Source organism: Enterococcus sp. DIV0175 (genome assembly GCF_050529075.1).
Classification (GTDB): Bacteria; Bacillota; Bacilli; order Lactobacillales; family Enterococcaceae; genus Enterococcus_B; species Enterococcus_B thailandicus.
Window position 1 is genome coordinate 1,162,253 of the sequence record NZ_CP172880.1, and the last position, 21,562, is coordinate 1,183,814.

General features: G+C 36.9%; 21 protein-coding genes. 19 read left to right on the forward strand and 2 right to left on the reverse strand.

Annotated features, from left to right (window positions below; translation table 11 throughout):
• The first annotated feature begins 277 nt into the window (after positions 1 to 277).
• Positions 278 to 1,213, forward strand: coding sequence for an ETX/MTX2 family pore-forming toxin (locus tag IGJ76_RS05535; protein ID WP_244897514.1), 936 nt, complete (start codon positions 278 to 280; stop codon positions 1,211 to 1,213).
• 244 nt (positions 1,214 to 1,457) lie between these two features.
• Positions 1,458 to 1,586: a hypothetical protein gene (locus IGJ76_RS05540; protein WP_067481724.1), complete on the forward strand. Its 129-nt coding sequence runs from the start codon at positions 1,458 to 1,460 to the stop codon at positions 1,584 to 1,586.
• Positions 1,587 to 1,766: 180 nt separating this feature from the next.
• Here the strand turns inward: IGJ76_RS05540 and IGJ76_RS05545 are convergent, their stop codons facing one another.
• A complete protein-coding gene (locus IGJ76_RS05545; protein ID WP_071868466.1) occupies positions 1,767 to 2,564 on the reverse strand; it encodes an AraC family transcriptional regulator in 798 nt (265 codons plus the stop codon).
• A gap of 111 nt (positions 2,565 to 2,675) precedes the next feature.
• On the opposite strand from IGJ76_RS05545, the gene IGJ76_RS05550 reads away from it, so the two are divergent.
• The 3 genes from IGJ76_RS05550 to IGJ76_RS05560 all read left to right on the forward strand — a co-directional run bounded on the left by IGJ76_RS05550 (position 2,676) and on the right by IGJ76_RS05560 (position 7,365).
• Positions 2,676 to 4,682 (forward strand): beta-galactosidase, encoded by a 2,007-nt coding sequence (locus IGJ76_RS05550; protein ID WP_430596804.1) that lies wholly within the window; start codon positions 2,676 to 2,678, stop codon positions 4,680 to 4,682.
• A gap of 158 nt (positions 4,683 to 4,840) precedes the next feature.
• Positions 4,841 to 5,689, forward strand: a complete 849-nt coding sequence (locus IGJ76_RS05555; protein ID WP_270607806.1) for a hypothetical protein — start codon at positions 4,841 to 4,843, stop codon at positions 5,687 to 5,689.
• 2 nt (positions 5,690 to 5,691) lie between these two features.
• The gene (locus tag IGJ76_RS05560; RefSeq protein ID WP_430596805.1) at positions 5,692 to 7,365 is read left to right on the forward strand and encodes a hypothetical protein; all 1,674 of its coding nucleotides are present in this window, start codon (positions 5,692 to 5,694) and stop codon (positions 7,363 to 7,365) included.
• A gap of 160 nt (positions 7,366 to 7,525) precedes the next feature.
• On the opposite strand, the gene IGJ76_RS05565 is transcribed toward IGJ76_RS05560, so the two are convergent.
• Positions 7,526 to 8,605, reverse strand: coding sequence for a LacI family DNA-binding transcriptional regulator (locus tag IGJ76_RS05565; RefSeq protein ID WP_067481733.1), 1,080 nt, complete (start codon positions 8,603 to 8,605; stop codon positions 7,526 to 7,528).
• 205 nt (positions 8,606 to 8,810) lie between these two features.
• Between IGJ76_RS05565 and IGJ76_RS05570 the strand changes: the two genes are divergently transcribed.
• The 14 genes from IGJ76_RS05570 to IGJ76_RS05635 all read left to right on the forward strand — a co-directional run bounded on the left by IGJ76_RS05570 (position 8,811) and on the right by IGJ76_RS05635 (position 21,453).
• Positions 8,811 to 9,152 carry a hypothetical protein gene (locus IGJ76_RS05570; protein WP_095803558.1) on the forward strand — a complete coding sequence of 114 codons (342 nt, stop codon included), beginning with the start codon at positions 8,811 to 8,813 and terminating at the stop codon, positions 9,150 to 9,152.
• A gap of 4 nt (positions 9,153 to 9,156) precedes the next feature.
• Positions 9,157 to 10,971, forward strand: a complete 1,815-nt coding sequence (locus IGJ76_RS05575) for a DUF2264 domain-containing protein (protein WP_430596806.1) — start codon at positions 9,157 to 9,159, stop codon at positions 10,969 to 10,971.
• Entirely contained in the window at positions 10,959 to 12,092 is a 1,134-nt protein-coding gene (locus IGJ76_RS05580; RefSeq protein ID WP_067481739.1) for a glycoside hydrolase family 88 protein, read from the forward strand. Before IGJ76_RS05575 ends, IGJ76_RS05580 begins: the two co-directional genes overlap by 13 nt.
• 36 nt (positions 12,093 to 12,128) lie before the next feature.
• Positions 12,129 to 13,406 carry an ABC transporter substrate-binding protein gene (locus tag IGJ76_RS05585; protein ID WP_430596807.1) on the forward strand — a complete coding sequence of 426 codons (1,278 nt, stop codon included), beginning with the start codon at positions 12,129 to 12,131 and terminating at the stop codon, positions 13,404 to 13,406.
• A gap of 103 nt (positions 13,407 to 13,509) precedes the next feature.
• Positions 13,510 to 14,406 carry a carbohydrate ABC transporter permease gene (locus IGJ76_RS05590; protein ID WP_067481743.1) on the forward strand — a complete coding sequence of 299 codons (897 nt, stop codon included), beginning with the start codon at positions 13,510 to 13,512 and terminating at the stop codon, positions 14,404 to 14,406.
• Between the two features lie 122 nt (positions 14,407 to 14,528).
• Positions 14,529 to 15,269 carry a carbohydrate ABC transporter permease gene (locus tag IGJ76_RS05595; RefSeq protein WP_370629930.1) on the forward strand — a complete coding sequence of 247 codons (741 nt, stop codon included), beginning with the start codon at positions 14,529 to 14,531 and terminating at the stop codon, positions 15,267 to 15,269.
• 34 nt (positions 15,270 to 15,303) lie between these two features.
• A complete protein-coding gene (locus tag IGJ76_RS05600) occupies positions 15,304 to 15,966 on the forward strand; it encodes a DUF624 domain-containing protein (protein WP_067481747.1) in 663 nt (220 codons plus the stop codon).
• A 247-nt stretch (positions 15,967 to 16,213) separates the two neighbouring features.
• A complete protein-coding gene (locus tag IGJ76_RS05605) occupies positions 16,214 to 16,885 on the forward strand; it encodes a hypothetical protein (RefSeq protein WP_071868457.1) in 672 nt (223 codons plus the stop codon).
• A gap of 51 nt (positions 16,886 to 16,936) precedes the next feature.
• A complete protein-coding gene (locus IGJ76_RS05610) occupies positions 16,937 to 17,386 on the forward strand; it encodes a hypothetical protein (protein ID WP_067481752.1) in 450 nt (149 codons plus the stop codon).
• Positions 17,387 to 17,398: 12 nt separating this feature from the next.
• On the forward strand, positions 17,399 to 18,067 hold the full coding sequence (locus tag IGJ76_RS05615) for a 2,3-bisphosphoglycerate-dependent phosphoglycerate mutase (RefSeq protein ID WP_071868456.1): 669 nt from the start codon (positions 17,399 to 17,401) through the stop codon (positions 18,065 to 18,067).
• A gap of 42 nt (positions 18,068 to 18,109) precedes the next feature.
• Complete coding sequence (locus tag IGJ76_RS05620) at positions 18,110 to 18,727, forward strand: HAD-IA family hydrolase (protein ID WP_270607824.1); 618 nt, start codon at positions 18,110 to 18,112, stop codon at positions 18,725 to 18,727.
• 55 nt (positions 18,728 to 18,782) lie between these two features.
• Complete coding sequence (locus tag IGJ76_RS05625) at positions 18,783 to 19,169, forward strand: DUF1149 family protein (RefSeq protein WP_067481756.1); 387 nt, start codon at positions 18,783 to 18,785, stop codon at positions 19,167 to 19,169.
• Between the two features lie 216 nt (positions 19,170 to 19,385).
• Positions 19,386 to 20,777: an L-cystine transporter gene (locus IGJ76_RS05630; RefSeq protein ID WP_071868455.1), complete on the forward strand. Its 1,392-nt coding sequence runs from the start codon at positions 19,386 to 19,388 to the stop codon at positions 20,775 to 20,777.
• A 304-nt stretch (positions 20,778 to 21,081) separates the two neighbouring features.
• Positions 21,082 to 21,453 (forward strand): VOC family protein, encoded by a 372-nt coding sequence (locus IGJ76_RS05635; RefSeq protein ID WP_413124363.1) that lies wholly within the window; start codon positions 21,082 to 21,084, stop codon positions 21,451 to 21,453.
• The last annotated feature ends 109 nt before the right edge of the window (positions 21,454 to 21,562 follow it).

The following is a 21,562-nucleotide window of genomic DNA, read 5'->3' on the forward strand; positions in this document are numbered from 1 at the left end:
GGAAAAGATTCAGAATGATTGTAAATCAAGCTTTGGTTATTAGCTCAGCCGATATTCTTAGAAAAATAATTGGAGTGTTTATTTTTGATAGCCCTTATAATCGTGCGATTCTATTAAAATGAAAGGAGAGATTTGTTCATAAGTGAAAAGAGTACATAATTGATTTTGTTCTATTTAGGCAATGGAAATTTGTTCAGATTAATATGTATGGTGAAGTTTAGCACAATAACCTTAAGTAAATTTAGAAAAATAAATTATTCATCAGGAGGAAATAGTTATGTTGAAAAAAATTACTAAGCTTACTATTGTATCTGCTACGATCCTACCTATAATTGTTGCAACAAATCAAGCATATGCAACTACGTTTAACGATGATCCTATCAGTTTAAATCAAAGAATTAATGCTGATGATTACGGAAAACTGTCAACGATGTCTTATGCGCTTTCGTTTCAAATGTATCAATGGGGTGACATTTCCTATGCAGAAAAGTTATCAGGGGATGAAACAAATCCTTGGGGTGTTTCAAGTGATGTTTATCTGGTAGGTATTAATAATGATATGTCTGTTACACAAACGCCGAGTACAGTAAATAGTAGTACTTTTAATAACAGTACTACTGAAAATCAAACGTTTTATACGCCTTCTTATACGGAGTCTTATACAGATTCAGTGACTGCAACTACGACACATGCAGCGAAATTTGGGACGAAAGCGACCGCTAAAATTGGTCTGCCAATGGTTGGTGAAACGAGTATGGAAGTATCGGCAGAATACACATTTACAAATAGTAATTCCAGTACGAAAACAAATACTAAGTCTTGGACTGTACCTGGACAACCAATAAAAGTTAAACCTGGTCATAAAATAGTTGCAAACTGGGTCTTTTATACTGGTAAAGCGACTGGAACGGTAAAATTACAAGAAAAAATTACTGCGACTATTCCGTACAAGAAAAATTCTTCTGGGACTCGTACAGGAAAGGGGTTAGGGGATGTCGTAGGAAATAAAGATATCTTTTACAATAGTTATTGGAACAAATATTTAACAGAAAATCGTTCTAACTGGGAAAGAGCTAGTCAAAGTGTTGCTAATCATAAGATCGGAGAAGGCAATTACAAAGTTAGCTATGGCTCAGGTTTCTTCTTGGAAGCACATGATTTAACAGATGGAACTGTCACGCGTATTCCTGGACAACTAACAGTTAGCCAATAGTTTTATCTAATGTACTGATGTGTTTGGAGATTAATTTTGTGTCGTTCATAAGTTATATTGATGAAAAATTAAGAAATATACTCAAAAGCTTACAATAGCTTTTATAGTGTATTTCTTTTTTGTTGATTACGTCTTACAAAATTTTAAGCACACCAAAAAAAAGAATGATTTTACTTGCTTTTTGTTGTATATTAAACAAGGAGAAAGTTGCTGCTGTTGCAGGATAAATAAAGGTGGAATTAAAATGAATTCAAAAGAAAAAATGTTAGAATTGATTAAAAAGAAACAAGGCGGAGGTAGATCAGAACAAAAAGATACACCTAAAAATGATCGCCGAAATATGCGTAAAGGACCAAAAATCTTTAATAAGTAATTGGTAAATGAAAAGGAGTTATGACAACTTAATTGTCATAACTCCTTTTTTGTATAAACAGATTGAAAACTTATTTCTTTAAAAAGCAAGTAGAATACGCTCAAAATTGGCGGAGTACTCGCCCAAGAATTTTCTTACTTCTCGATACGACTCATTGAGTCCAAATTTTTTTGAACGTTCCTAATAAAATTTGCGAAAATTTTTAGGTGTATAGCCTGTTTTCTTTTTAAACGTGTTAATAAATTGACTAGTAGAATCAAAACCAACTCGTTCGCCGACGAGTTGAATCGATAGATCAGGTTGATTGATTAGGAAGTTTTTTGCCTGACGAATGCGAAAGTCAATCAAGTACTGATAAGGACTTTTACCCATGAATTTTTTAAAAAGGCGACTAAAGTATTGAGGGGTGATGAATTGTTTTTGGGCGATTTGATCGATTGTTAGATGCTGTGCGTAATTTGCTTGAATCTCATTGAGACTTGGAAGAACATACTTTTGATATAATTCATCAATCTGCATGTTCTCTTGTGGTTGACTCAATTGGAGTAAAAACTGATAACACAAAACTGAAAGAGCCAAGTGATCGGTGTTCGCTTCAAAAGCAGCAATCATTTTTTCAATTTGGGTGGAGAACTGAAACTTCTCGGTGTCTTTTGCTAAAAGAAACTGTTCGTTTCCGACTAACAGATCTAAATGATTTTTTAAGTGCCCATCAAAAGTGACGAAATTCGTTTGCCAATCATCAGTTAGTGGATAGTAAGCATGGGGGACAAAAGGGGAAATCAACACGCCTTCGCCTGCTGCTAATGTCAATTTTTGTTTTTCAATCCAGATTTCTCCAGCCCCAGTTTCTGTTTGTAACCAATGGTATAAAGGATGTCCTTGTGTGCGTTGCAAACTTACTTGCTGCCAATTGGTTCCAATACTTTCGATGCTAATGGGTAATTGTCGAATCGACAAATTGAAATAAATGGTCAAAATGAATACCTCCTTGTTTCGGAATTTTATATTTTTTAGTTTAACATATTATACATTTGATTTGTGATGACGCTTACAATGGATATGAGAAGGAAAAGGAGGCAGTCATTAATGAAAAAAATAAAACGAATGTTCTATGGTGGTGATTATAACCCTGAGCAGTGGGAGAAAAAGATTTGGCTCGAGGACATGGAAATCTTTAAGTCTGCAAAGATCAATTCTGCGACAATCAATGTGTTTTCATGGGCGAAAATCCAACCAAGTAAAGATGTTTATGATTTTGGACAATTAGATGAAATCATGAATCAATTGGCGAAAGAAAATATTGAAATCGTTCTAGGAACGTCAACTGCAGCATTGCCAGCTTGGTTATATAAAGAATATCCGGAAGTTGGTCGGGTCGATTTTGAAGGACGCCGCCATCGCTTTGGACAACGCCATAATGCTTGTCCGAATAGTCTTGTCTATCAGCACTTTTCAACGCGATTAGCAGGTAAACTGGCAGAGAGATACAGCGACGTACCTCAATTAGCTGTTTGGCATATCAATAATGAATATGGGGGAATTTGCTATTGTGAAAATTGCGAGAAGGCTTTTCGGATTTGGCTTAAGAAAAAGTATCAAACAATCGAAGCTTTAAATACTGCTTGGAATTTAAATTTTTGGGGACATACTGTTTATGACTGGGATGAAATTGTGGTGCCCAATTGTTTAGGTGATGCAATGAATGAGGAAGAGACTGCTTTTGCGGGTTTGTCGGTTGATTATATGCGTTTTAATTCGGATAGTTTATTGGCTAATTTTAAAGCAGAGCGTGAAGCCATTCGACAATTTGATCAAGAAACACCAGTAACAACGAATTTGATGGGTACCTATAAAGGGTTAGATTATTTCAAATGGGCAAAAGAAATGGATCTTGTTTCTTGGGATAATTATCCTGCCTATAATACCCCTTGGAGTTCAGTAGCACTTGGTCATGATTTGATGCGAGGATTGAAAGATCAGTCGTTTATGCTTATGGAACAAACACCAAGTCAGCAAAATTGGCAACCGTATAATTCATTGAAAAAACCGGGAGAGTTGCGCGCTCAGAGTTATCAAGCGATTGCACACGGTGCAGACACAATTCAATATTTTCAGTTACGTCGAAGTATTGGCGGGTGTGAAAAGTTCCATGGGGCAGTGATTGAACACGCTGGAACAACGAATACACGAGTTTTTAGAGAAGTGGCAGAACTAGGGAATGAGTTGGAATCACTTGGAGATTTGCTGGTAGAAGCAACGTGTCCAGCGAAAGTAGCCATCTTATTTGATTGGGATAATTATTGGGCGTTCGAATATACAAGCGGGCCGAATCAAAATTTGAAATATGTTGAGCAGATTCAGCAAGTCTATGCTTATTTTTATCAGCAAAATATTCCGGTTGATTTGATTCCAATTGACCGTGATATTTCAAAGTACGAACTCATTTTAGCACCAGTACTCTACATGATAAAAGGAGAGATCGTTTCGCGACTTGAAGACTTTGTTCGTGCAGGTGGAACCTTCGTGACGACTTTTATGAGTGGAATTGTTGACCAGTCGGATAACGTTTTACTGGGTGGATATCCTGGGCCGTTGCGGAAACTAACAGGTATTTGGGTGGAAGAGCTGGATGCTTTAGCTCCTGAACAATCGAATCAAATTCAATTTGCAGATGGCGAAACTGGAACGGCAACCTTAGTGAGTGATTTGTTACATCTAGAAACAGCTGAAAGTCTGGGAAGTTACACGGATAATTTTTATGCAGGACAACCGTTTGCTACAAAGTGTTCCTTTGGAAAAGGACAAACTTATTATCTTGGTACACAGTTAGATACGAATTCACTAGCCAAAGTGTTAAATGAGGCTTGTGCAAGTGCCAAGGTTGAATCAGTTGTTGCTGAAGAAACGGCGTTGGAAATCACTTATCGTGAAAAAGGAAGGCAAAAATTTTATTTTATCATTAATTTGTCAGATCAATCACAAAAATTACCAACAAAATTTATCGGTCAAAAAGACTTGTTAAAGCAAACATCTCTAGTAGCAGAGTATCTTGTAAAGGCATATGAAGTTTTGATAGTGAAAGAGTCACAATAACTTATTAATTGAATGGGTTGAATGAATAGTAACCAAGAATAGTAACTAAGATAACAGTTAAGTAAGGTAATAATTAAATAAAGTGATAACTAAAATAATAGCTAATAAAATAATAGCTAAATAGTAGCTAAGAATGAGCTAGATGGGAGCAGAACATAATGACAAAACTAACAATTGCCATCCAAAACAAAGCAGGCGAACTTCGCACAGCAGCACGCGGTGAAGAACGAAAAGAGATGCCTTTAACCGATTCAGCGGAAAATCTCGTTCACCTTGCAATGAGAAATTTTAAGTATCAGGAAGGTGACCAAATTGTGGTTCAAGCGGATCAACCAGAAACCTATTTAATGGTTAAGCTAGATGAAACATTAGCTACTTCACTTATTTATTTATCAGGAAATAGCTGGAGCTATCCAATTTCATTTCTGCCTAACGTGCTAGCAGCGCGTCCTAAAGAGCGTTTTGCTGGAGAAAGTCATTATCTGAGTGCCCGAGTAGCGACTGCTGAAGAAATAACTATGTATCAAAATCTGGCATTGAATCCACATGATCAAAAGGTATTTACCGGAAGTTATCCCCACGCTGAGGCAAATGTCGAAACGAGAAACGACGCAACATTTTTTGCGTGCAATGCGATTGATGGTATTTACGCCAATCACTCACATGGTTCGTATCCTTTTCAATCTTGGGGCATCAATCAACAACAAGATGCGGCATTGACCATTTTATTTGGGCGCGAGGTGGAGTTGGATAAAGTAGTTTTTACTTGGCGAGCTGATTTTCCTCATGATAGTTATTGGACGCAGGTTTCTTTATGCTTTTCTGATGGGACAAAAGAAGTTTTTCAGACAACAAAGACAGCGAGACCACAGACGTTTGAATTCAACCAACGACGAGTCACAGCGGTCACTTTTGAAGAACTAATTCAAGCAGATGACGATTCACCTTTTCCAGCATTAACTCAGATTGAGTGCTTTGGTCGAAACGTGAATATTGAGGAGAATTAAAAATGATTGAGACCTATTTACAAAGTATCCAAAAAGAAGCGAAGGCTTACGTGGCAACAGCGACCATTACACCTTTGCCACTTGATGGATATGTCTCCTACTTGGAAACCGGCAATCGACTAGTCTTTGAAACTGCTTATTTTGCCAGAAGGAGACAGTTGGCGATTTTGGCACTGGCATATATGACTACTCATGAGCAGGAAACGAAGAAGTTACTGGAGCAAGTGATTTGGGAAATCTGTAATGAATATACCTGGGCGTTGCCCGCGCATTTACCAGTGGAAAAAAATCCGTTTAAGCAATCATCCGTTTGGTGGATTGACTTGTTTGCTGCCGAAACAGCCCAAACCTTAGCCGAAATTATGGAATTAATGGGTGCAGAATTTACTTTACTGACACAAAATAGAATCAGAGAAGAAATCGACCAACGACTATTCCAACCATTTGAAGAAAATCATTGGGAATGGGAAGAGAAAAAGAACAATTGGAGCGGCGCCATTGGTGGATGCATTGGGATGGCTGCTCTATCTTTACTGGAAAAAAACAGTGTGAGGCAAGGAGCAATCCTTCAAAAAGTAGACCATAGTTTACAGTCTTATCTAAAAGGTTTTGCGTTGGATGGTGCGTGTGAAGAAGGTGTGGGGTATTGGAGTTATGGATTTGGTTATTACCTTTATTTTGCGGAAAAACTAGCAGATATGTTAGGGGACGAAACCTATTTGAATTTGCCAAAAGTCAAAGAAATAGCTGCATTTCCGTATTATGTCGTTCGAAAAAATCAACAAGCCTTGCCATTTTCAGACTACAATTTTACTGAGTTGCCTAGTGGTTTACTTAGTTTTTGCCATCAGGTATTTCAAGTACCAATACCTGATGTAGTAAAGGTGAATGAGATTGATTTCGATCATTGCTATCGGTTTGCACAACTTTATCGTAATTTGATTTGGACGGAAAAAACGGAAGTTGAGCGACCAACTATTATGCATTATTTTTCAGATGTGGAATGGGGCATTTTTGAATCAGAAGCTCAAGACTTATTCTTCGCTGCCAAAGGAGGACACAACGAGGAAAGCCATAATCACATCGACTTGGGGCACTTTATTTTTGGAACACCAAATGAATTATTTTTAACGGATCTAGGGGCGGGAGAGTATACGAAAGATTACTTTGATGAAGGAAAGCGCTACCAGTATTTGGTAAATAATGCATCAGGTCATTCCTTGCCAATCATTAACGATTGCTGCCAACAAGCTGGTGCAGTGGCAGCCACAGCAACCAAATTTATTGATACGCCAAAAGGAAAACGCTTTTCACTTGATTTGACGAAGACTTATGAGCCAAGCGCAAATCTGAAACAATTTCAGCGAAGTTTAGTGTTGATTCCAGAAGAAAGCACGTTGGAATTACGTGATTATTTCAGGATGAAAAAAGCTGGAAATAAAATCATTGAAAGTTTTGTTACGACATATCCAGTTGAAAGGAACGGTCAAACAGTCAGCATCAAAGGACGCCAGACCTGTGAATTGATTTTTGGGGAGGAAGTAAAAAAAATTGACTGTCTGAAAAAAATGTACCACGACCATGAAGGAAACACTTGTCAGGCAACCTTGATTCAGACAACGTATACTATTTCAATGGAAGCAGAAGTGGTAGTCAAAATGAAGTTAGTCCACTAGCAAGATTCCTTTAGAAAAAAACGCAAAAGAGAGTGGGATAAAACTAAAAATTTAACTGTCTTTAATCCATTTTTCAATTAAAAAAGCCTAAAATCAACGTTTTCAAAAACGAATTTTAGGCTTTTTTATTTAGGCAACTTTTGTCCCAGCTTTTTTTGCTCTATTTAATTTCTTGACTCTTTTCATTTATTTTAGGTGCAGCGGTTGATCCTCGAACGACTAATTCAGTACCCAAAAAGATTCGTTTGGCGATTGTGGGTGTCAAGATTCGTTCATGCAATGTGCTGATGCCGACCTCGCCCATTTCTTCGGTGTAGGCTTTGACAGTAGAAAGTGGTGGAGTGATATAGCGCGAAATAGAAATATCGTTGATGCCCATAACACTAATATCATCTGGTACAGAAATGTTTTGCGCCGTTAGCGTATGAATGATTCCAATTGCAAAGGCATCATTGGCAGCCAAGATTGCTGTTGGGAGGTCGGTCCCCCAGCTTTGCAAAGCTTGTTTGGTTAATTCTTCACTATTTTTCACATTCAATTGGCTATTTTCCTGCACGATAAAGTAAGACGCATCAAATAAGCCATAATGTTTCATCATACTTAAGTAAGTGAGGGTAGTAGGCGTCTTGTACTGACAATAGCCATGAAGATTTTGACTTTCTTCTGCTCCAATAAATGCAATTTTTTTATGGCCTAATTCAAGCAGATGATTGATTGCAATTTCTGTTGCTTGTGTGAAATCCGTATTGATGCAGTCATATTCTGATAGCGGAAAATTTGTTCCAATAACGCAAAGATTAGCAGCTAACTCGTTTAGTTCATCAATTTTTTCTTTTGTAAATTTTCCGATGGCTAAAACGCCGTCAACATTTTGAATATTACTCAAATCCGTTGGTGAAAAGTTCACGACATTGTAACCTAGTTCAACTGCTTTTTTTTCTGCACTCATACGGATTGATAGGTAATAAATGTCTTCGAGTTCCTCGTCATTTGAACGCCAAGTAATAAATCCGATAGAACCAGCTGAGCCTTCTAACTCTTCATGCAAAACGTTTCGCTGAGCGGCTGCTTTTGCTTGATTTTTCTTTTTATATTTTGTGTAATTCAATTTCTCTGCAACTTCAAAAATTTTTCTCTTCGTTTCTTCAGTAGCGGAGAGAGTTGCATCATAATTCAATACGCGTGAAACAGTTGAGATCGAAACCCCAGCTTCTTTTGCGATATCAGTAATCGTAGCCATGTGTTCCCTCCTAATTGATTGTCTTTATTTATAGTATAAGATTCGAAAAAGAAACACAAGAAAAAGTTTTCTTTTTTTTACCAAAAAAACTATTGAAATTTTTAGTCATAAAAGGTAAAATTTAGTAAAATAATAGCTTTGATGAGGTAAAGGAGGTAAAAAGATAGGAAAATTTTTAATCTTTCTCCACATTTTAGTACTTATCGTGGTCTTTTCAGGTTGTGGAGGGAGTCAAGAAACCGCGCAGAACAATCAATTTACAAATGAAGTGACGCGTGAACTTAGGCAAAAAGCAAAGCGCTATACCGAACAAGAGTTGCAAAATACAGAAGTTCCTTTGCATGCGTTCATTCAATTAGAGGGAAAAATCATTCGCTCAGATGGAGGCAAAACCATTTTGCAAGGAGATCGTTTTATTTTGAGAAGTGGTTCAAGCAACTATCAAATATTTAATGAACAGAAAGAAACAATCTCAATTGGCGATCAAGTGACCGTATATGGTGAGTATTACGGTTTTATCAAAGGAATCATCATTGAAAAGGAGTAAAAGTATGGATTCTTTTTTAACAAAAGAAGAAATAAGTAATCAATTTGTAGCATTAGTTGAACCATTAGAACCATTTTTTAGTAAAAAAAATTTAGGACGATTAAAACTAGGCAGTCATGGAACAGTTTATACTGAATCAACTCGAGAAGTCGAAGCCTTCCTTCGACCACTTTGGGGATTGGGTCCGTTTTTGACTTCTGCAAAAGAGAACGTTTTGTTAGCAGAATACCTTCAAGGAATCACAGCAGGCACAAATCCTGACAGTCCATTTTATTGGGGAACAGTTACTGATTATGACCAGTTGATTGTTGAAATGGCATCATTGAGTTTATTTTTATTATTGAATAAAGAAAAAACGTGGGATCAATTAACAGAGAAAGAGCAAGCAAATCTGCATCAATGGTTGATTCAGGTAAATGAACGAGAAATTCCTCGAAATAATTGGCACTTTTTTCGGATTTTAGTCAATGTTGCGATTAAAAAGTGCAACATGCCATACTCACAACAACAAATTGAAAGCGATTTTATGGTTGTGGAAGAATTTTATCAGAAAAATGGCTGGTACTGTGATGGAGAAGAAACACAATTTGATTATTATATTTCGTTTGCCATTCATTACTATAGTTTAGTTTATGCTCGCTTTATGGCAGAAGAAGATCCTGAACGTGTAGCAGTAATCAAAGAGCGTGCAACCCTTTTTGCCCAAACATTCAAGCATTGGTTTGATGCAAATGGAGAAGCTATCCCATTTGGTCGAAGCTTGACGTATCGATTTGCGCAAGTTTCTTTCTTTAGTGCGTTAGTGTTTGCGGATGTGGAGGCGTTGCCGTGGGGAGAAATCAAAGGATTGATTAATCGCCATATGAAAAACTGGTGGGCACAAGAAATTTTTTCAACAGATGGATTATTAACGGTTGGCTATCATTATGAAAATCTTATTTTTGCCGAAGGTTATAACGGATTTGGCTCGCCTTATTGGGCATTGAAAAGTTTCTTGTTATTAGCTGTCCCAGCTGATCATCCTTATTGGCAAGCACAAGAACAACCACTTACGATTGACGAACGCTTTTTAGCTGTTCCAGAAAGTAAAAACTTTTATCAATACAATCGAGAGTTAACACATCTTCAAGCTTTTCCTGCGGGACAATTTGTTCAATTCCAAAATCATCCACATGCCAAATATAGTAAGTTCGTTTATTCAACAGTATTTGGTTTTAGTGTGCCTAAGCAAGATTATTGGTATTACGAAGGTGCTTACGACAATGTGTTAGCGTTGGCAAAAGATGGTCATTATTTCAGGTCGAAAGGTTTGGATACTCATTTTGCTATTTTGCCTGATCGAATTGTTCATGAATGGAATCCATGGAGTGATGTGTCCATTGTTTCAACCATTGTTCCGTTAGAAACGTGTCACGTTCGTATTCATGAAATTGAGACGAAAGAAGCATTAAGAGCTTATGATGGCGGATTTAGCGCACCCTACACGAGTGAGCTTCCAGTGGCAGAAGGGGGAGTAGCAGAGGTAGCTTCACCGATTGGGCTTTCGCGAATTGAAGGGCTTTTGGGATTTGAAGAGGCTGCTATTGTCAAAACCGAGCCGAATACGAATTTATTTTATCCACGAACGGCACTTCCACATGTAGTAGCAAACATTTCGCCAGGAAAAACAGTTTTAGTTTCACTTGTTGCCGGTTTGCTACCGGAAGAGCAAATGGAAAAACCAACAATTGAAATCAGTAATGAGCAAGTAAAAGTCCAACAAAATGAAAAAAGAATCGAAGTAGCTTTAGGCACTAGGAGGAAAGCATGGAAAAATTAGAGTGGTTGCAAGAAGAAATCGAGTTTGCTGTCAACAAAGTTCGCGAAAATCTCAAAACGTTTCAAGAAACAGTTCCACCAGCAGCAAGTGAAGGATTGGTCTATCCTGAAGAAGAAAATATCGATTGGACAGCCAGTTTTTGGGTTGGCATGTTGTTTTTGGCAAAAGAGCTGACGAATTCCACGGAATTTGATGCCACGATTGAAAAACAAATGGCTTCGTTCAAGCATCGATTAGAAAATAAAATTGAGTTAGAAACCCATGACATTGGTTTTTTATACAGTTTATCTGCCGTAGCGGATTATCAAGTCAACAAACATGAGACATCAAAAAAACTGGCAATTCAAGCAGCAGATTTATTGATGGAACGCTATTCTCCAACTGCTCAAATCATTCAAGCTTGGGGAAACCTTAATGACCCAGCGCAACGTGGACGAATGATTATTGATTGTTTAATGAACTTACCTTTACTGTATTTTGCTTCTGAGCAAACAGGAGATGAATCCTACAAAAAAGCAGCTTATGCACATGCGAAGCAAACACAAAAATATATCGTTCGGCCAAACAATACGACGTTTCACACCTACTATTTTGATGTGAAAACAGGTGAACCAATTGAAGGCAAAACACAACAAGGTTACTCCGATGATTCTTGTTGGGCGAGAGGACAGGCTTGGGGGATTTATGGCTTTACGCTAAGCTACAATCACACCGGCGATTATCAATTTTTAGAAACAGCGAAAGCGGTCGCTGACTATTTTATTAGCCAGTTACCAAAAGATCAAGTCGCTTATTGGGATTTATTATTCAATGATGGTAGTGGGCAAGAAAGAGATAGCTCCGCAGCGGCGATTGCTGTTTGCGGGCTGCTGGAATTAGCTAAACAATTACCTTTATCTGATCCAAAGCATGAAGAATACGAAGCGGTAGCAATCAAAATCATGCAAGCTTTAGCCCAAAAGTACACAAGTAAAAAGAGTGAACACTCAAATGGCCTGTTACTCGAAGGTGTTTATGATAAGAACTCCAATAAAGGGGTTAATGAATGTATGATTTGGGGCGATTACTATTATTTGGAAGCGCTAACTCGGTTGGCAAAAAGTTGGTACAGTGTTTGGTAATAAAAATATTTTTATTATAAAAATGGAGGAAATAAAATGAAGCGATGGAAAAAAGGAATCACTGCTGGTGTGTTACTAGGAACTTTAGGTTTGTTGGCTGCTTGTGGTGGTGGCGACAAAGCTAGCGCAAAAAATGGTGGTGATTCAGGCGATACAACTTTGACAGTCACAACTTGGAATTATGATACAACGCCAGAGTTCAATAAATTGTTTCGTGCATTTGAACAAAAGAATCCTGGAGTCAAAGTCGAAGCAGTTGATATTGCATCAGATGATTATGATACGAAATTGACAACAATGCTTTCTAGTGGGGATACAACGGATATTTTAACGATGAAAAATCTACTTTCGTACTCGACTTACGCTTTACGTGACCAATTAGTTGATTTGACAGATCATATTGATGGACTAGAAACGGAACCTGCGAAGGAAAGCTATGAAATGTATGAGATTGATGGGAAAAATTATGCGCAACCTTATCGTACAGACTTTTGGGTACTTTACTATAACAAGAAAATGTTTGACGAAGCAGGTCTTGAATATCCGAACAACTTAACCTGGGAAGAATATGAAGCACTTGCAAAACAATTATCGAAACCAGATGAACAAATTTATGGTGCTTATCAGCATACTTGGCGCTCAACTTTGCAAGCAATCTCAGCTGCTCAAAATGATAAAAACTTAGCAAAACCAGATTATAAATTTTTAGTCGATGATTACAAACGGATGTTGCGTATGCAAGATGAAAAAGCACAGATGGATTTTGGTACTGCAAAATCAACAAACGTCACTTATCAGTCACAATTTGAAAACGAAAAAGCTGCCATGATGTATATGGGTACTTGGTATATGGGCGCATTGTTAACAAATCTTGATGAAGGAAAAACAAACGTTGAATGGGGCATTGCTGAGATTCCACAAAAAGAAAAAGGAAAAGCAATCAAAACATTTGGTTCACCAACTGCTTTTGCCATCAACAAAAATTCAAAACAACAAGAATTAGCACAAAAATTCCTTGATTTTTGTTCCGGAGAAGAAGGCGCTGAAATCCTTGCGGGCGTAGGTGTCGTTCCTTCTTATCGAACAGACGAAATCAATAAATTATACTTTGGTCGTGAAGGAATGCCAACAGATGAAGTTTCTCAAAAAGCATTCGATCCAGAAAAAATCGCAATTGAATTCCCAATTGATGAAAATGGACCAGCCATTGATAAAATTCTTCAAGAAGAACATGAATTGATCCTAGTTGGAGATGTTACACCAGAAAAAGCGGTTGGGGAAATGAAAAAACGTGTCGAACAAGAAGTTGAATAAAGGCTTCATTTGATAACTGAAAACAGAGATGCGTCAAAAATGGCGCATCTCTTAGATAAAAAGGGGGAAAGGTTAAAAAGTTATTGCTTTTTAACAATCAGATATGGAAAATAAAGCAAATCCTGTCTCAAAGCTAAAAAGAAAAAATACTTTGATCGCGTGGTCATTCATTGCACCAAATTTTATTGGTTTTCTGTTATTTACGCTGATACCAGTTGTATTTTCGTTGATTCTCGCATTCATGAAGTGGGATTCATTCAGCACGCCAGAATTCATTGGATTGAAAAATTTTTCAAAAATGATGACGGACGAAACTTTTTGGATCTCATTGAAAAATACTTTTTTGTATACGATTGGCGTGGTTCCGCTGACATTGGTTTGTTCGTTAGGACTGGCAATCTTATTAAATCAAAAAATTCGTGGAGTGAAGTTTTTTAGAACAGCCTTCTTCTTTCCTTATGTGACGTCTTTGGTTGCAATCGCAGTTGTTTGGAATATGCTCTTTCATCCAACAATGGGACCAATCAATCAATTTTTAAAACTATTTATTGCGAATCCTCCGGGTTGGGTATCTAGTTCACAGTGGGCACTAACAGCAATTATTATCGTGAGTGTTTGGCGTGGAATGGGCTATTATATGATTTTGTATTTGGCTGGATTGCAAAGTATTTCAAAAGAACTTTATGAAGCTGCCGCGATGGATGGTGCGAATAAATGGAAACAATTTGTCAATATCACTGTTCCTGCACTAAGACCGACAACCTTTTTTGTAACGATCATGTTAGTCATTAATTGCTTCAAGATTTTTGATTTGGTGCAAGTAATGACGGATGGTGGGCCTGGTAGAGCGACGAATGTTTTGGTTTACCACGTTTATAATGAAGCGTTTGTCAAATTTAATTTCGGTTATGCTTCTGCAATTGCGATGATTCTATTTGTGATTGTATTAGCGATTACAGTGATTCAGTTCAAATGGAATCAAGTCCAAGAACGAGTTTAAGGAGGGGAATCATGAAAACGACAACTGTGACAGGAACCAAAGAAAAACAAACAACTAGCCATTTACTGGTGATTTGTTTATTAACGATTTTAGCTTTGCTGACATTAGTGCCATTTATCTGGATGCTCTCCGCTTCTTTCAAAGCAAATAATGACGTATTCACTGTTCCGATCCAATGGATACCGAAAACTTGGCATCCAGAAAACTATTCAGTGATTTGGACAAGAATTCCGTTATTAACTTTTTTTAAAAACACTGCAATTTTAAGTATTGTTATTACATTAATCCAACTATTTACGTCAAGTTTTGCTGCGTATGGTTTTTCTAAACTACAATTTAAAGGTCGAGACTTTTTGTTTTTGGCCTATATAGGGACAATCGCTGTTCCTTGGCAATCCTATATGATTCCCCAATTTATCATGATGAGACAATTAGGATTGACAGATAAGCTGCTTTCTTTGATTTTGTTACAAGCGTTTAACGCATTCGGGGTATTTTTATTAAAACAGTATTATAGTAGTATCCCTGATTCTTTGTGTGAAAGTGCTCGAATTGATGGCTTGACTGAGTGGGGGATTTATCGAAAAATCATTTTACCGTTAACCAAACCGGCACTAGCTAGTCTGACGATTATCACCTTTGTTAACACTTGGAATGACTATATGGGACCATTCATTTATCTTTCTTCAACTGAAAACAAAACAATTCAATTGGGACTGAAAATGTTTGTTGGTTTGTTTGATGCCGAGTATGCATTGATTATGGCAGCGTCTGTGCTATCTATTTTGCCAGTGGCAATCGTCTTCTTGGCGATGCAAAAATATTTTGTAGAAGGAATTGCTTCTTCTGGCGTGAAAGGCTGATGAATAAATGAGTCGTTAGATCGGAGTGATGTGAATGTTTAAGCAACAGAGTTTTGAAACGAATATTTATATGAAGTTATTTCATTGGGCCTATCTTTTTCTTGCAGGAAATTTGAGCTTTATGCTTGTCAGTTTTCCATTCTTTTTAGTTACCATCACTTCAGCAATTGATGTGAGGAACCTCTTCTTCTTTTTAGGGGCTTCTGTCTTCTTTCTGCCAGCAGCATTGGCTTTGATGGCTTGGATCAATAAGTGGCGAGAGGAAAAAGAAGTTGCACCATTCAAAGACTACTTTCATTTTTATTTTCTGTTTTGGAAAAAAAGTTTTTTATTAGGGAGCGTCGGGTGGTTAGGGTGTTTGATTGTTGGTGGTGATATTCTGTTTTTAAGCCAAGTAACATATGGTAGATGGCTTGTTCCATTTCTGTTTCTTTTATTGATTCTACTTGTAGCCATTCAGTTAAACAGTTATTATTTTCAGGTAAAGAATCCCGAAGCATCTGTAACGGTGCTTCTCAAAGTGGCTACATATGTGGCGTTGAAGAAATGGTACATCAGCTTATTGAATGCTGTGCTGGTTGGAATTGTGCCAATCATGATGATCTTGAAACCACAATTTGGGTTTACACTCTTTCCAGTCTTCTTCTTTGGACTAATCTATTTGAATTGTGGGCGGCATTATCGTGGGATTCTGTAGGTGAAACTGGTGATGCCAGTCATTTTTTAGAACGAATGATAATTATTTAATAGAGATTGGAACGAAGATTTGTTTCAGTCTCTATTTTGTTGACTAAATGAATCAGCTTCTTTCCTAAGTAAAAGAGTCATTTTATTGATTTTTGACAACTCATTACGAAAAAATAAAATTTTGGAAAAATCCTAGAATCTTTCTGACATTTTAGTAGAAGTATGCTATTTTAAAAAGGAAGTAAAGGAGGAGAAAAATGAATTTTTTAGTTGTTTTAAAAGATGAATCAGTTGAACGTTCAACTTTTATTTATGTTCAATTAAATGAAGAAAAAACGTTGCTGCATTTTTCACCAGAATTCCATTTAGAGGGATTAACCTTAGGGGAAGTTTATCGAACGAAAGGCACGTCAGGTATCCTAGCTTTTTTTGAAAAGGAACTTGATCTACCGGTCAAAGAGTCTATCGAAATCTCATTAACAGAGTGGGATCGAGTAACCACGGATTTATTTCCAACAGGTCTTGACGTGGAAATTGAGGAAGGTACCGTGCATTTAAGTACAGCTGAATTGCAACATCAGATGCGTTATCGAGTCGATGAGGAAGATTCTTTTTCGATTTTTAAACGACAACAGAAGATTTTAAAAAGTTTTTTAAAACCGCTTAGCAGAAAAAGGAACCTTTTGAAAACCACACAACTTTTGAAAAAGTATCCTAATCTGATACATACATCTATTCAATTTCCGCAGATTTTATCACTGGTTCATCGTTATTTGCAAGTTCAACAAGTACCATCGCGAAAACTTTCATTACCTTTAGCAGACACGTTTCGGGTAGTCAAACGAGCTGAAGAGAAAAAAGTAATCGTAATCGATTTTACAAAAAATCGAAATATGCTACATCAAATAACTATGGGAAAAGCCAATTAGGGCTTTTCCTTTTGCACTTTTTATTCTATTAAATAGTCAATGGAGGAAAAAATGGCTCAAGTTTGGTTACAACGAATGATTAAAATGTATCAAAAATATCAACAACTAATGAAAGGAAGATATGCAAAATTTGATGAACTGAATCGCTTTTTATTAATCTTGTCGCTTTTGTTTAGTCTATTTAGTCGCTGGTTGCCTTATGAATCTGGCAGATTATTCTCGTTAGTGTTTTTAGGACTTTTGCTTTATCGCTTCTTATCAACTAAAATCTATCCAAGATTGAATGAAAATCAGCGCTTTTTAAAAAAATGGCAAATGGTACGCAACTTTTTTCAAACAGTCACTAAAAGAAAAACAAAGACAAATAAGAAAACGGCTTACCAAACGTATACGTTTTTTTCTTGTCCAAATTGCCAACAAAAACAACGTGCTCCGCAAGGCCGTGGAAAGATTCGAGTAACATGCAAAAAGTGTGGTACACGATTTGAAACAAACGTATAGGAAGTGAAAATAATGAAAATGGTTTTGTTACGTCACGGTGAGAGTGAAGCGAATTTCATGAATTATTGGACGGGTTGGTTAGATGTGGCATTGACTGCGAAAGGTATGCAACAAGCGAGCCAAGCTGGGAATAAAATGAAAGAAGCTGGTTTAGAATTTGATGCTGTCTACACTTCAGTTTTGAAACGGGCAATTAAAACATCTCAATTCGCTTTAGAGGAAATGGGGCAATTGTGGATTCCGATTACCAAAACCTGGCGCTTAAATGAACGTCATTATGGTGAACTAGTTGGAAAAAATAAAGATGAAATGAAAGACATCTACGGGGCAGAACAAGTCAAAATTTGGCGTCGTGCTTATCGTGAAGTCCCGCCACTTGCCAAGGAAAATCAATTTGATCGAAGGTATGATTTTTTAGATCCTCGTTTGGTTTCCCGTGGAGAAAGCCTAGAAATGACGGTTAAACGTCTAATCCCGTTATGGGAAGATTCGCTTGCACCTAGACTTCGTGAGCAACAAAACCTCTTAGTTGTCGGACACGGAAACAGTGTGCGTGCGTTAACGAAATACTTGGAGGATGTGCCAGAAGATTTAATGGATACGATTGATATTCCAAATGCACAACCAATCCAATATACATTTGACGAGCAACTAACAATCATTGATAAAAAGATTTTATAAAAACTTTGAGTGACTTGTATGGAAAAAGGAGCAGGAACTTTGATAAAGAATTTTATTTGGGATTTTGATGGTACATTATTCGATACGTATCCGGCAATGGTTGATGGAGCGTGGCGTGCCTTACAGGATTTTGGGATTGTAGCGGATAAAAAGGAACTCTATTTTGTGATGAAAAAATACTCGACAAGTCAATTACGGCAAAACTATCAGTTGTCAGAGGAGAAATTCACGCCGTTATTTCATCAGTACGAAACAAAAAGTCGTGAAGTGTCAGCGCCATTTCAAGACACAAAGACAGTTCTAGAAAACTTGAAGGCGCGTGGCGGACGACACTTTATCCTAACGCATCGCTTAACTGATTCGACTTGGAGGCTTTTAAAAGACTTTGGCTTAGACGAGTTAATTGAATCGGTCGTTGGAATAGACCAAGAATTCCCTAGGAAACCAGATCCATCTTCCTTAAATGCGATCATTCAAAATTTTCACTTACAAAAAGTGGAATCAATGATGATTGGTGATCGCCGTTTAGATATTGAAGCAGGGAATAACGCGGGAATTGCAACTTGTTTATATGACATTGATTATTTTTTAGGTGATATTCCCGCAACTTATGTTGTGAATGAACTGAAGCAAATCATTGAGTTGCCAGAGATTATTTAAAATATTGTCCGCTTTCAATTTTCATATGCTATAATTTTTATAGAGGAGTGATGATATGGAAATTAGAAGACAAAAAGAAGTTGTTGAGGCTTTTCACTATGACCAAAAGCCTAAAGATCAAGAAATCCAAACTGACTTAAAAGTTGGTTTTTCGCCGTTGAATGAAACGATTGAAAATTATCCAGAAGAACACAGTATTGTGGGTGCTCGTTTAGAGTTTCGCTTAGTATTCGACCAATATGTACTATCTGGAAGTGTTAGTCAAATCAACCACATTTTGAATCGTAAAGTTCAGGGACAGGCAGATGTGACACAAGAAGAAGTGGATGAGTTAGTCGCTCCTTTGTTTGACATTGTTAGTCGAATGGCATATGAAATTACAGAAATTGCTTTAGATGAACCAGGTGTCAAATTAAATTTTCAATCAGAAAAAGAAGCATAAAAAAGAGTAGTGGTGATAGTTTAAAGCTATCGCTACTACTCTTTTTCTATTACTAAATGTAAGCAAAATGAATGCCATTTGGCAAAAAATGAGCTAGAATGAACAAGTCACTGAAAAAATACAAATTTTTTTCAGGGGAATAGTTGAAGAATTATTCCCGGGAACCTTTACTTCCTTTGATGGACTTGTCATTAAAAAATTTTAAGGAGGAAAAAAATGACAACACTCATCACAGTTTTAGTGGTTCTAGTTTTTGCGGCATTATTATATGTGTTTTATCGTATGCAAAAGCGCCATACTAAATTTTCAACGCGCGTCTTTACTGCGCTAGGAATCGGGATCGTTTTTGGCGGTCTACTGCAAATTATCTTTGGGGTTGATAATCAAGTCGTCACTCAATCAATGGAATGGATCGGAATCGTTGGAGATGGCTACGTTGCTTTCTTACAAATGCTAATTATGCCATTGGTTTTCATTTCAATTGTCGGCGCGTTTACCAAAATGAAAGTTTCGGAAAAATTAGGTAAAATCAGCGCAACAGTTTTAACAACTTTGTTAGCGACAACAGCAATCTCTGCATTGATCGGGATTGGGACAACGATGCTCTTTAATTTACAAGGTGCAAAGTTTACTGAGGGAGCAGCTGAAACAGCACGTATTGCTGAATTAGCTACTAGACAAGAAACAGTTGAAAACTTATCTATTCCTCAACAAATCTTATCATTTATTCCTAAAAATGTTTTTGCTGATTTAGCGGGAAGCCGACCAACAAGTACAATTGGTGTCGTGATTTTCGCCGCATTTGTTGGGGTTGCATACCTTGGTGTTAAACGTAAAGCACCAAAAGAGGCAGCCTTTTTCTCAGATTTGATTGATAGTTTATATAAAATAGTTATGCGAATCGTTACATTGGTTCTACGCCTAACACCGTATGGCGTACTTGCTTTGATGACAAACGTCATGGCTACAAGTGACTTCGCTGCAATTGTGAACTTAGGAAAATTTGTGTTAGCTTCATATATTGCTTTATTTGCGGTGTTAATCGTTCATTCGCTCATTTTAATGTCAGTCAAAGTGAACCCAATCAGCTACTTTAAAAAAGCTTTTCCTGTATTGAGTTTTGCTTTTACCTCACGTTCTAGTGCGGGTGCATTGCCATTGAATATTGAAACACAAACGAAAGCACTTGGTGTTGACGATGCAACAGCGAACTTTTCAGCAAGTTTTGGTTTGTCAATTGGGCAAAATGGCTGTGCCGGTGTTTATCCAGCAATGTTGGCAACAATTGTTGCACCAGCAGCAGGTATTAATGTCTTTAGTTTAGAATTTATTTTGATGTTAGTAGCAATCGTAACAATCAGTTCATTTGGTGTCGCTGGTGTCGGTGGAGGAGCAACATTTGCTTCATTGATCGTGTTAGGTGCAATGAATTTACCAGTAGCAATCGTTGGTTTAGTTATCTCTGTTGAACCATTGATTGATATGGCTCGTACTGCAACAAACGTTAGTGGTAGTATGGTAGCTGGAATTGTTACAAGTGCTCGTATCCATGATTTGGATCGTGACGTCATCAATGATGAGACAAAAGTTATTGACGTAAATGCATAAAGTCTAAGAACAACAACTTAAGAGATTGGGACAAAACTAGAAACCCAATCGTTCTTAACACATTTTTCAATTAAAAAAATGCCTAAAACCAACGTTTTCAAAAAACGAATTTTAGGCGTTTTTTTATTTAGGTTACTTTTGTCTCAACCTTTTTTCGTTTTCAAGAAATAAATATTCCGAAAAGTGGAAACATGAAAAAGAAATGAGAAAATTCTATTAAATAAACAAACCTAGAGTTTATAGAAGGTATATGGTAAACTAGCAACGATTAATCACCATTTAAAATGGTTTTAGGAGGAACAAGATGTTTACAAATGAAATAAAAATTATGCTTTATGTCGACGATGTTGAAAAAAATGCAGCATTTTGGACAGATAATGGTTTTGCAGAATTGGATCGTCAAGAAATGGATGGAACATTGATTGTTGAGATTGGCCCAGCAGTTGATGCACAAGCAAAATTAGTTTTATACGATCGTAAATTTATTGAAGCACATTCACCAGAGGTTGCGTCAAATTCACCATCTTTAATGTTTGCAAGTGAAGACGTCTTTGGTTTATATAAAAAAATGCAAGCAAACAAAGTTACACTAGGTGATCTTGTTCAAATTGGTGAAGAGTATATTTTTAATTTTGCTGATCCAGACGGTAATTATTTTGCAGTGACCGGCAAATAAATGAACACTTTTGTAGAGGATGTGTCACAGAATCTGCAAAAGGTTCTTTTTTTTGAACAATAAAATAATTATGTAAACCTAGAGATTTATAATTATTCAGTCTTGCGTA

Excerpts from the sequence above, each read along its gene's own strand:
- IGJ76_RS05535 (WP_244897514.1), top strand. The coding sequence starts at position 278 with ATGTTGAAAAAAATTACTAAGCTTACTATTGTATCTGCTACGATCCTA.
- IGJ76_RS05540 (WP_067481724.1), top strand. The coding sequence starts at position 1,458 with ATGAATTCAAAAGAAAAAATGTTAGAATTGATTAAAAAGAAACAAGGC.
- IGJ76_RS05550 (WP_430596804.1), top strand. The coding sequence starts at position 2,676 with ATGAAAAAAATAAAACGAATGTTCTATGGTGGTGATTATAACCCTGAG.
- IGJ76_RS05555 (WP_270607806.1), top strand. The coding sequence starts at position 4,841 with ATGACAAAACTAACAATTGCCATCCAAAACAAAGCAGGCGAACTTCGC.
- IGJ76_RS05560 (WP_430596805.1), top strand. The coding sequence starts at position 5,692 with ATGATTGAGACCTATTTACAAAGTATCCAAAAAGAAGCGAAGGCTTAC.
- IGJ76_RS05565 (WP_067481733.1), bottom strand. The coding sequence starts at position 8,605 with ATGGCTACGATTACTGATATCGCAAAAGAAGCTGGGGTTTCGATCTCA.
- IGJ76_RS05575 (WP_430596806.1), top strand. The coding sequence starts at position 9,157 with ATGGATTCTTTTTTAACAAAAGAAGAAATAAGTAATCAATTTGTAGCA.
- IGJ76_RS05580 (WP_067481739.1), top strand. The coding sequence starts at position 10,959 with ATGGAAAAATTAGAGTGGTTGCAAGAAGAAATCGAGTTTGCTGTCAAC.
- IGJ76_RS05585 (WP_430596807.1), top strand. The coding sequence starts at position 12,129 with ATGAAGCGATGGAAAAAAGGAATCACTGCTGGTGTGTTACTAGGAACT.
- IGJ76_RS05590 (WP_067481743.1), top strand. The coding sequence starts at position 13,510 with ATGGAAAATAAAGCAAATCCTGTCTCAAAGCTAAAAAGAAAAAATACT.
- IGJ76_RS05595 (WP_370629930.1), top strand. The coding sequence starts at position 14,529 with ATGCTCTCCGCTTCTTTCAAAGCAAATAATGACGTATTCACTGTTCCG.
- IGJ76_RS05600 (WP_067481747.1), top strand. The coding sequence starts at position 15,304 with ATGTTTAAGCAACAGAGTTTTGAAACGAATATTTATATGAAGTTATTT.
- IGJ76_RS05605 (WP_071868457.1), top strand. The coding sequence starts at position 16,214 with ATGAATTTTTTAGTTGTTTTAAAAGATGAATCAGTTGAACGTTCAACT.
- IGJ76_RS05610 (WP_067481752.1), top strand. The coding sequence starts at position 16,937 with ATGGCTCAAGTTTGGTTACAACGAATGATTAAAATGTATCAAAAATAT.
- IGJ76_RS05615 (WP_071868456.1), top strand. The coding sequence starts at position 17,399 with ATGAAAATGGTTTTGTTACGTCACGGTGAGAGTGAAGCGAATTTCATG.
- IGJ76_RS05625 (WP_067481756.1), top strand. The coding sequence starts at position 18,783 with ATGGAAATTAGAAGACAAAAAGAAGTTGTTGAGGCTTTTCACTATGAC.
- IGJ76_RS05630 (WP_071868455.1), top strand. The coding sequence starts at position 19,386 with ATGACAACACTCATCACAGTTTTAGTGGTTCTAGTTTTTGCGGCATTA.
- IGJ76_RS05635 (WP_413124363.1), top strand. The coding sequence starts at position 21,082 with ATGTTTACAAATGAAATAAAAATTATGCTTTATGTCGACGATGTTGAA.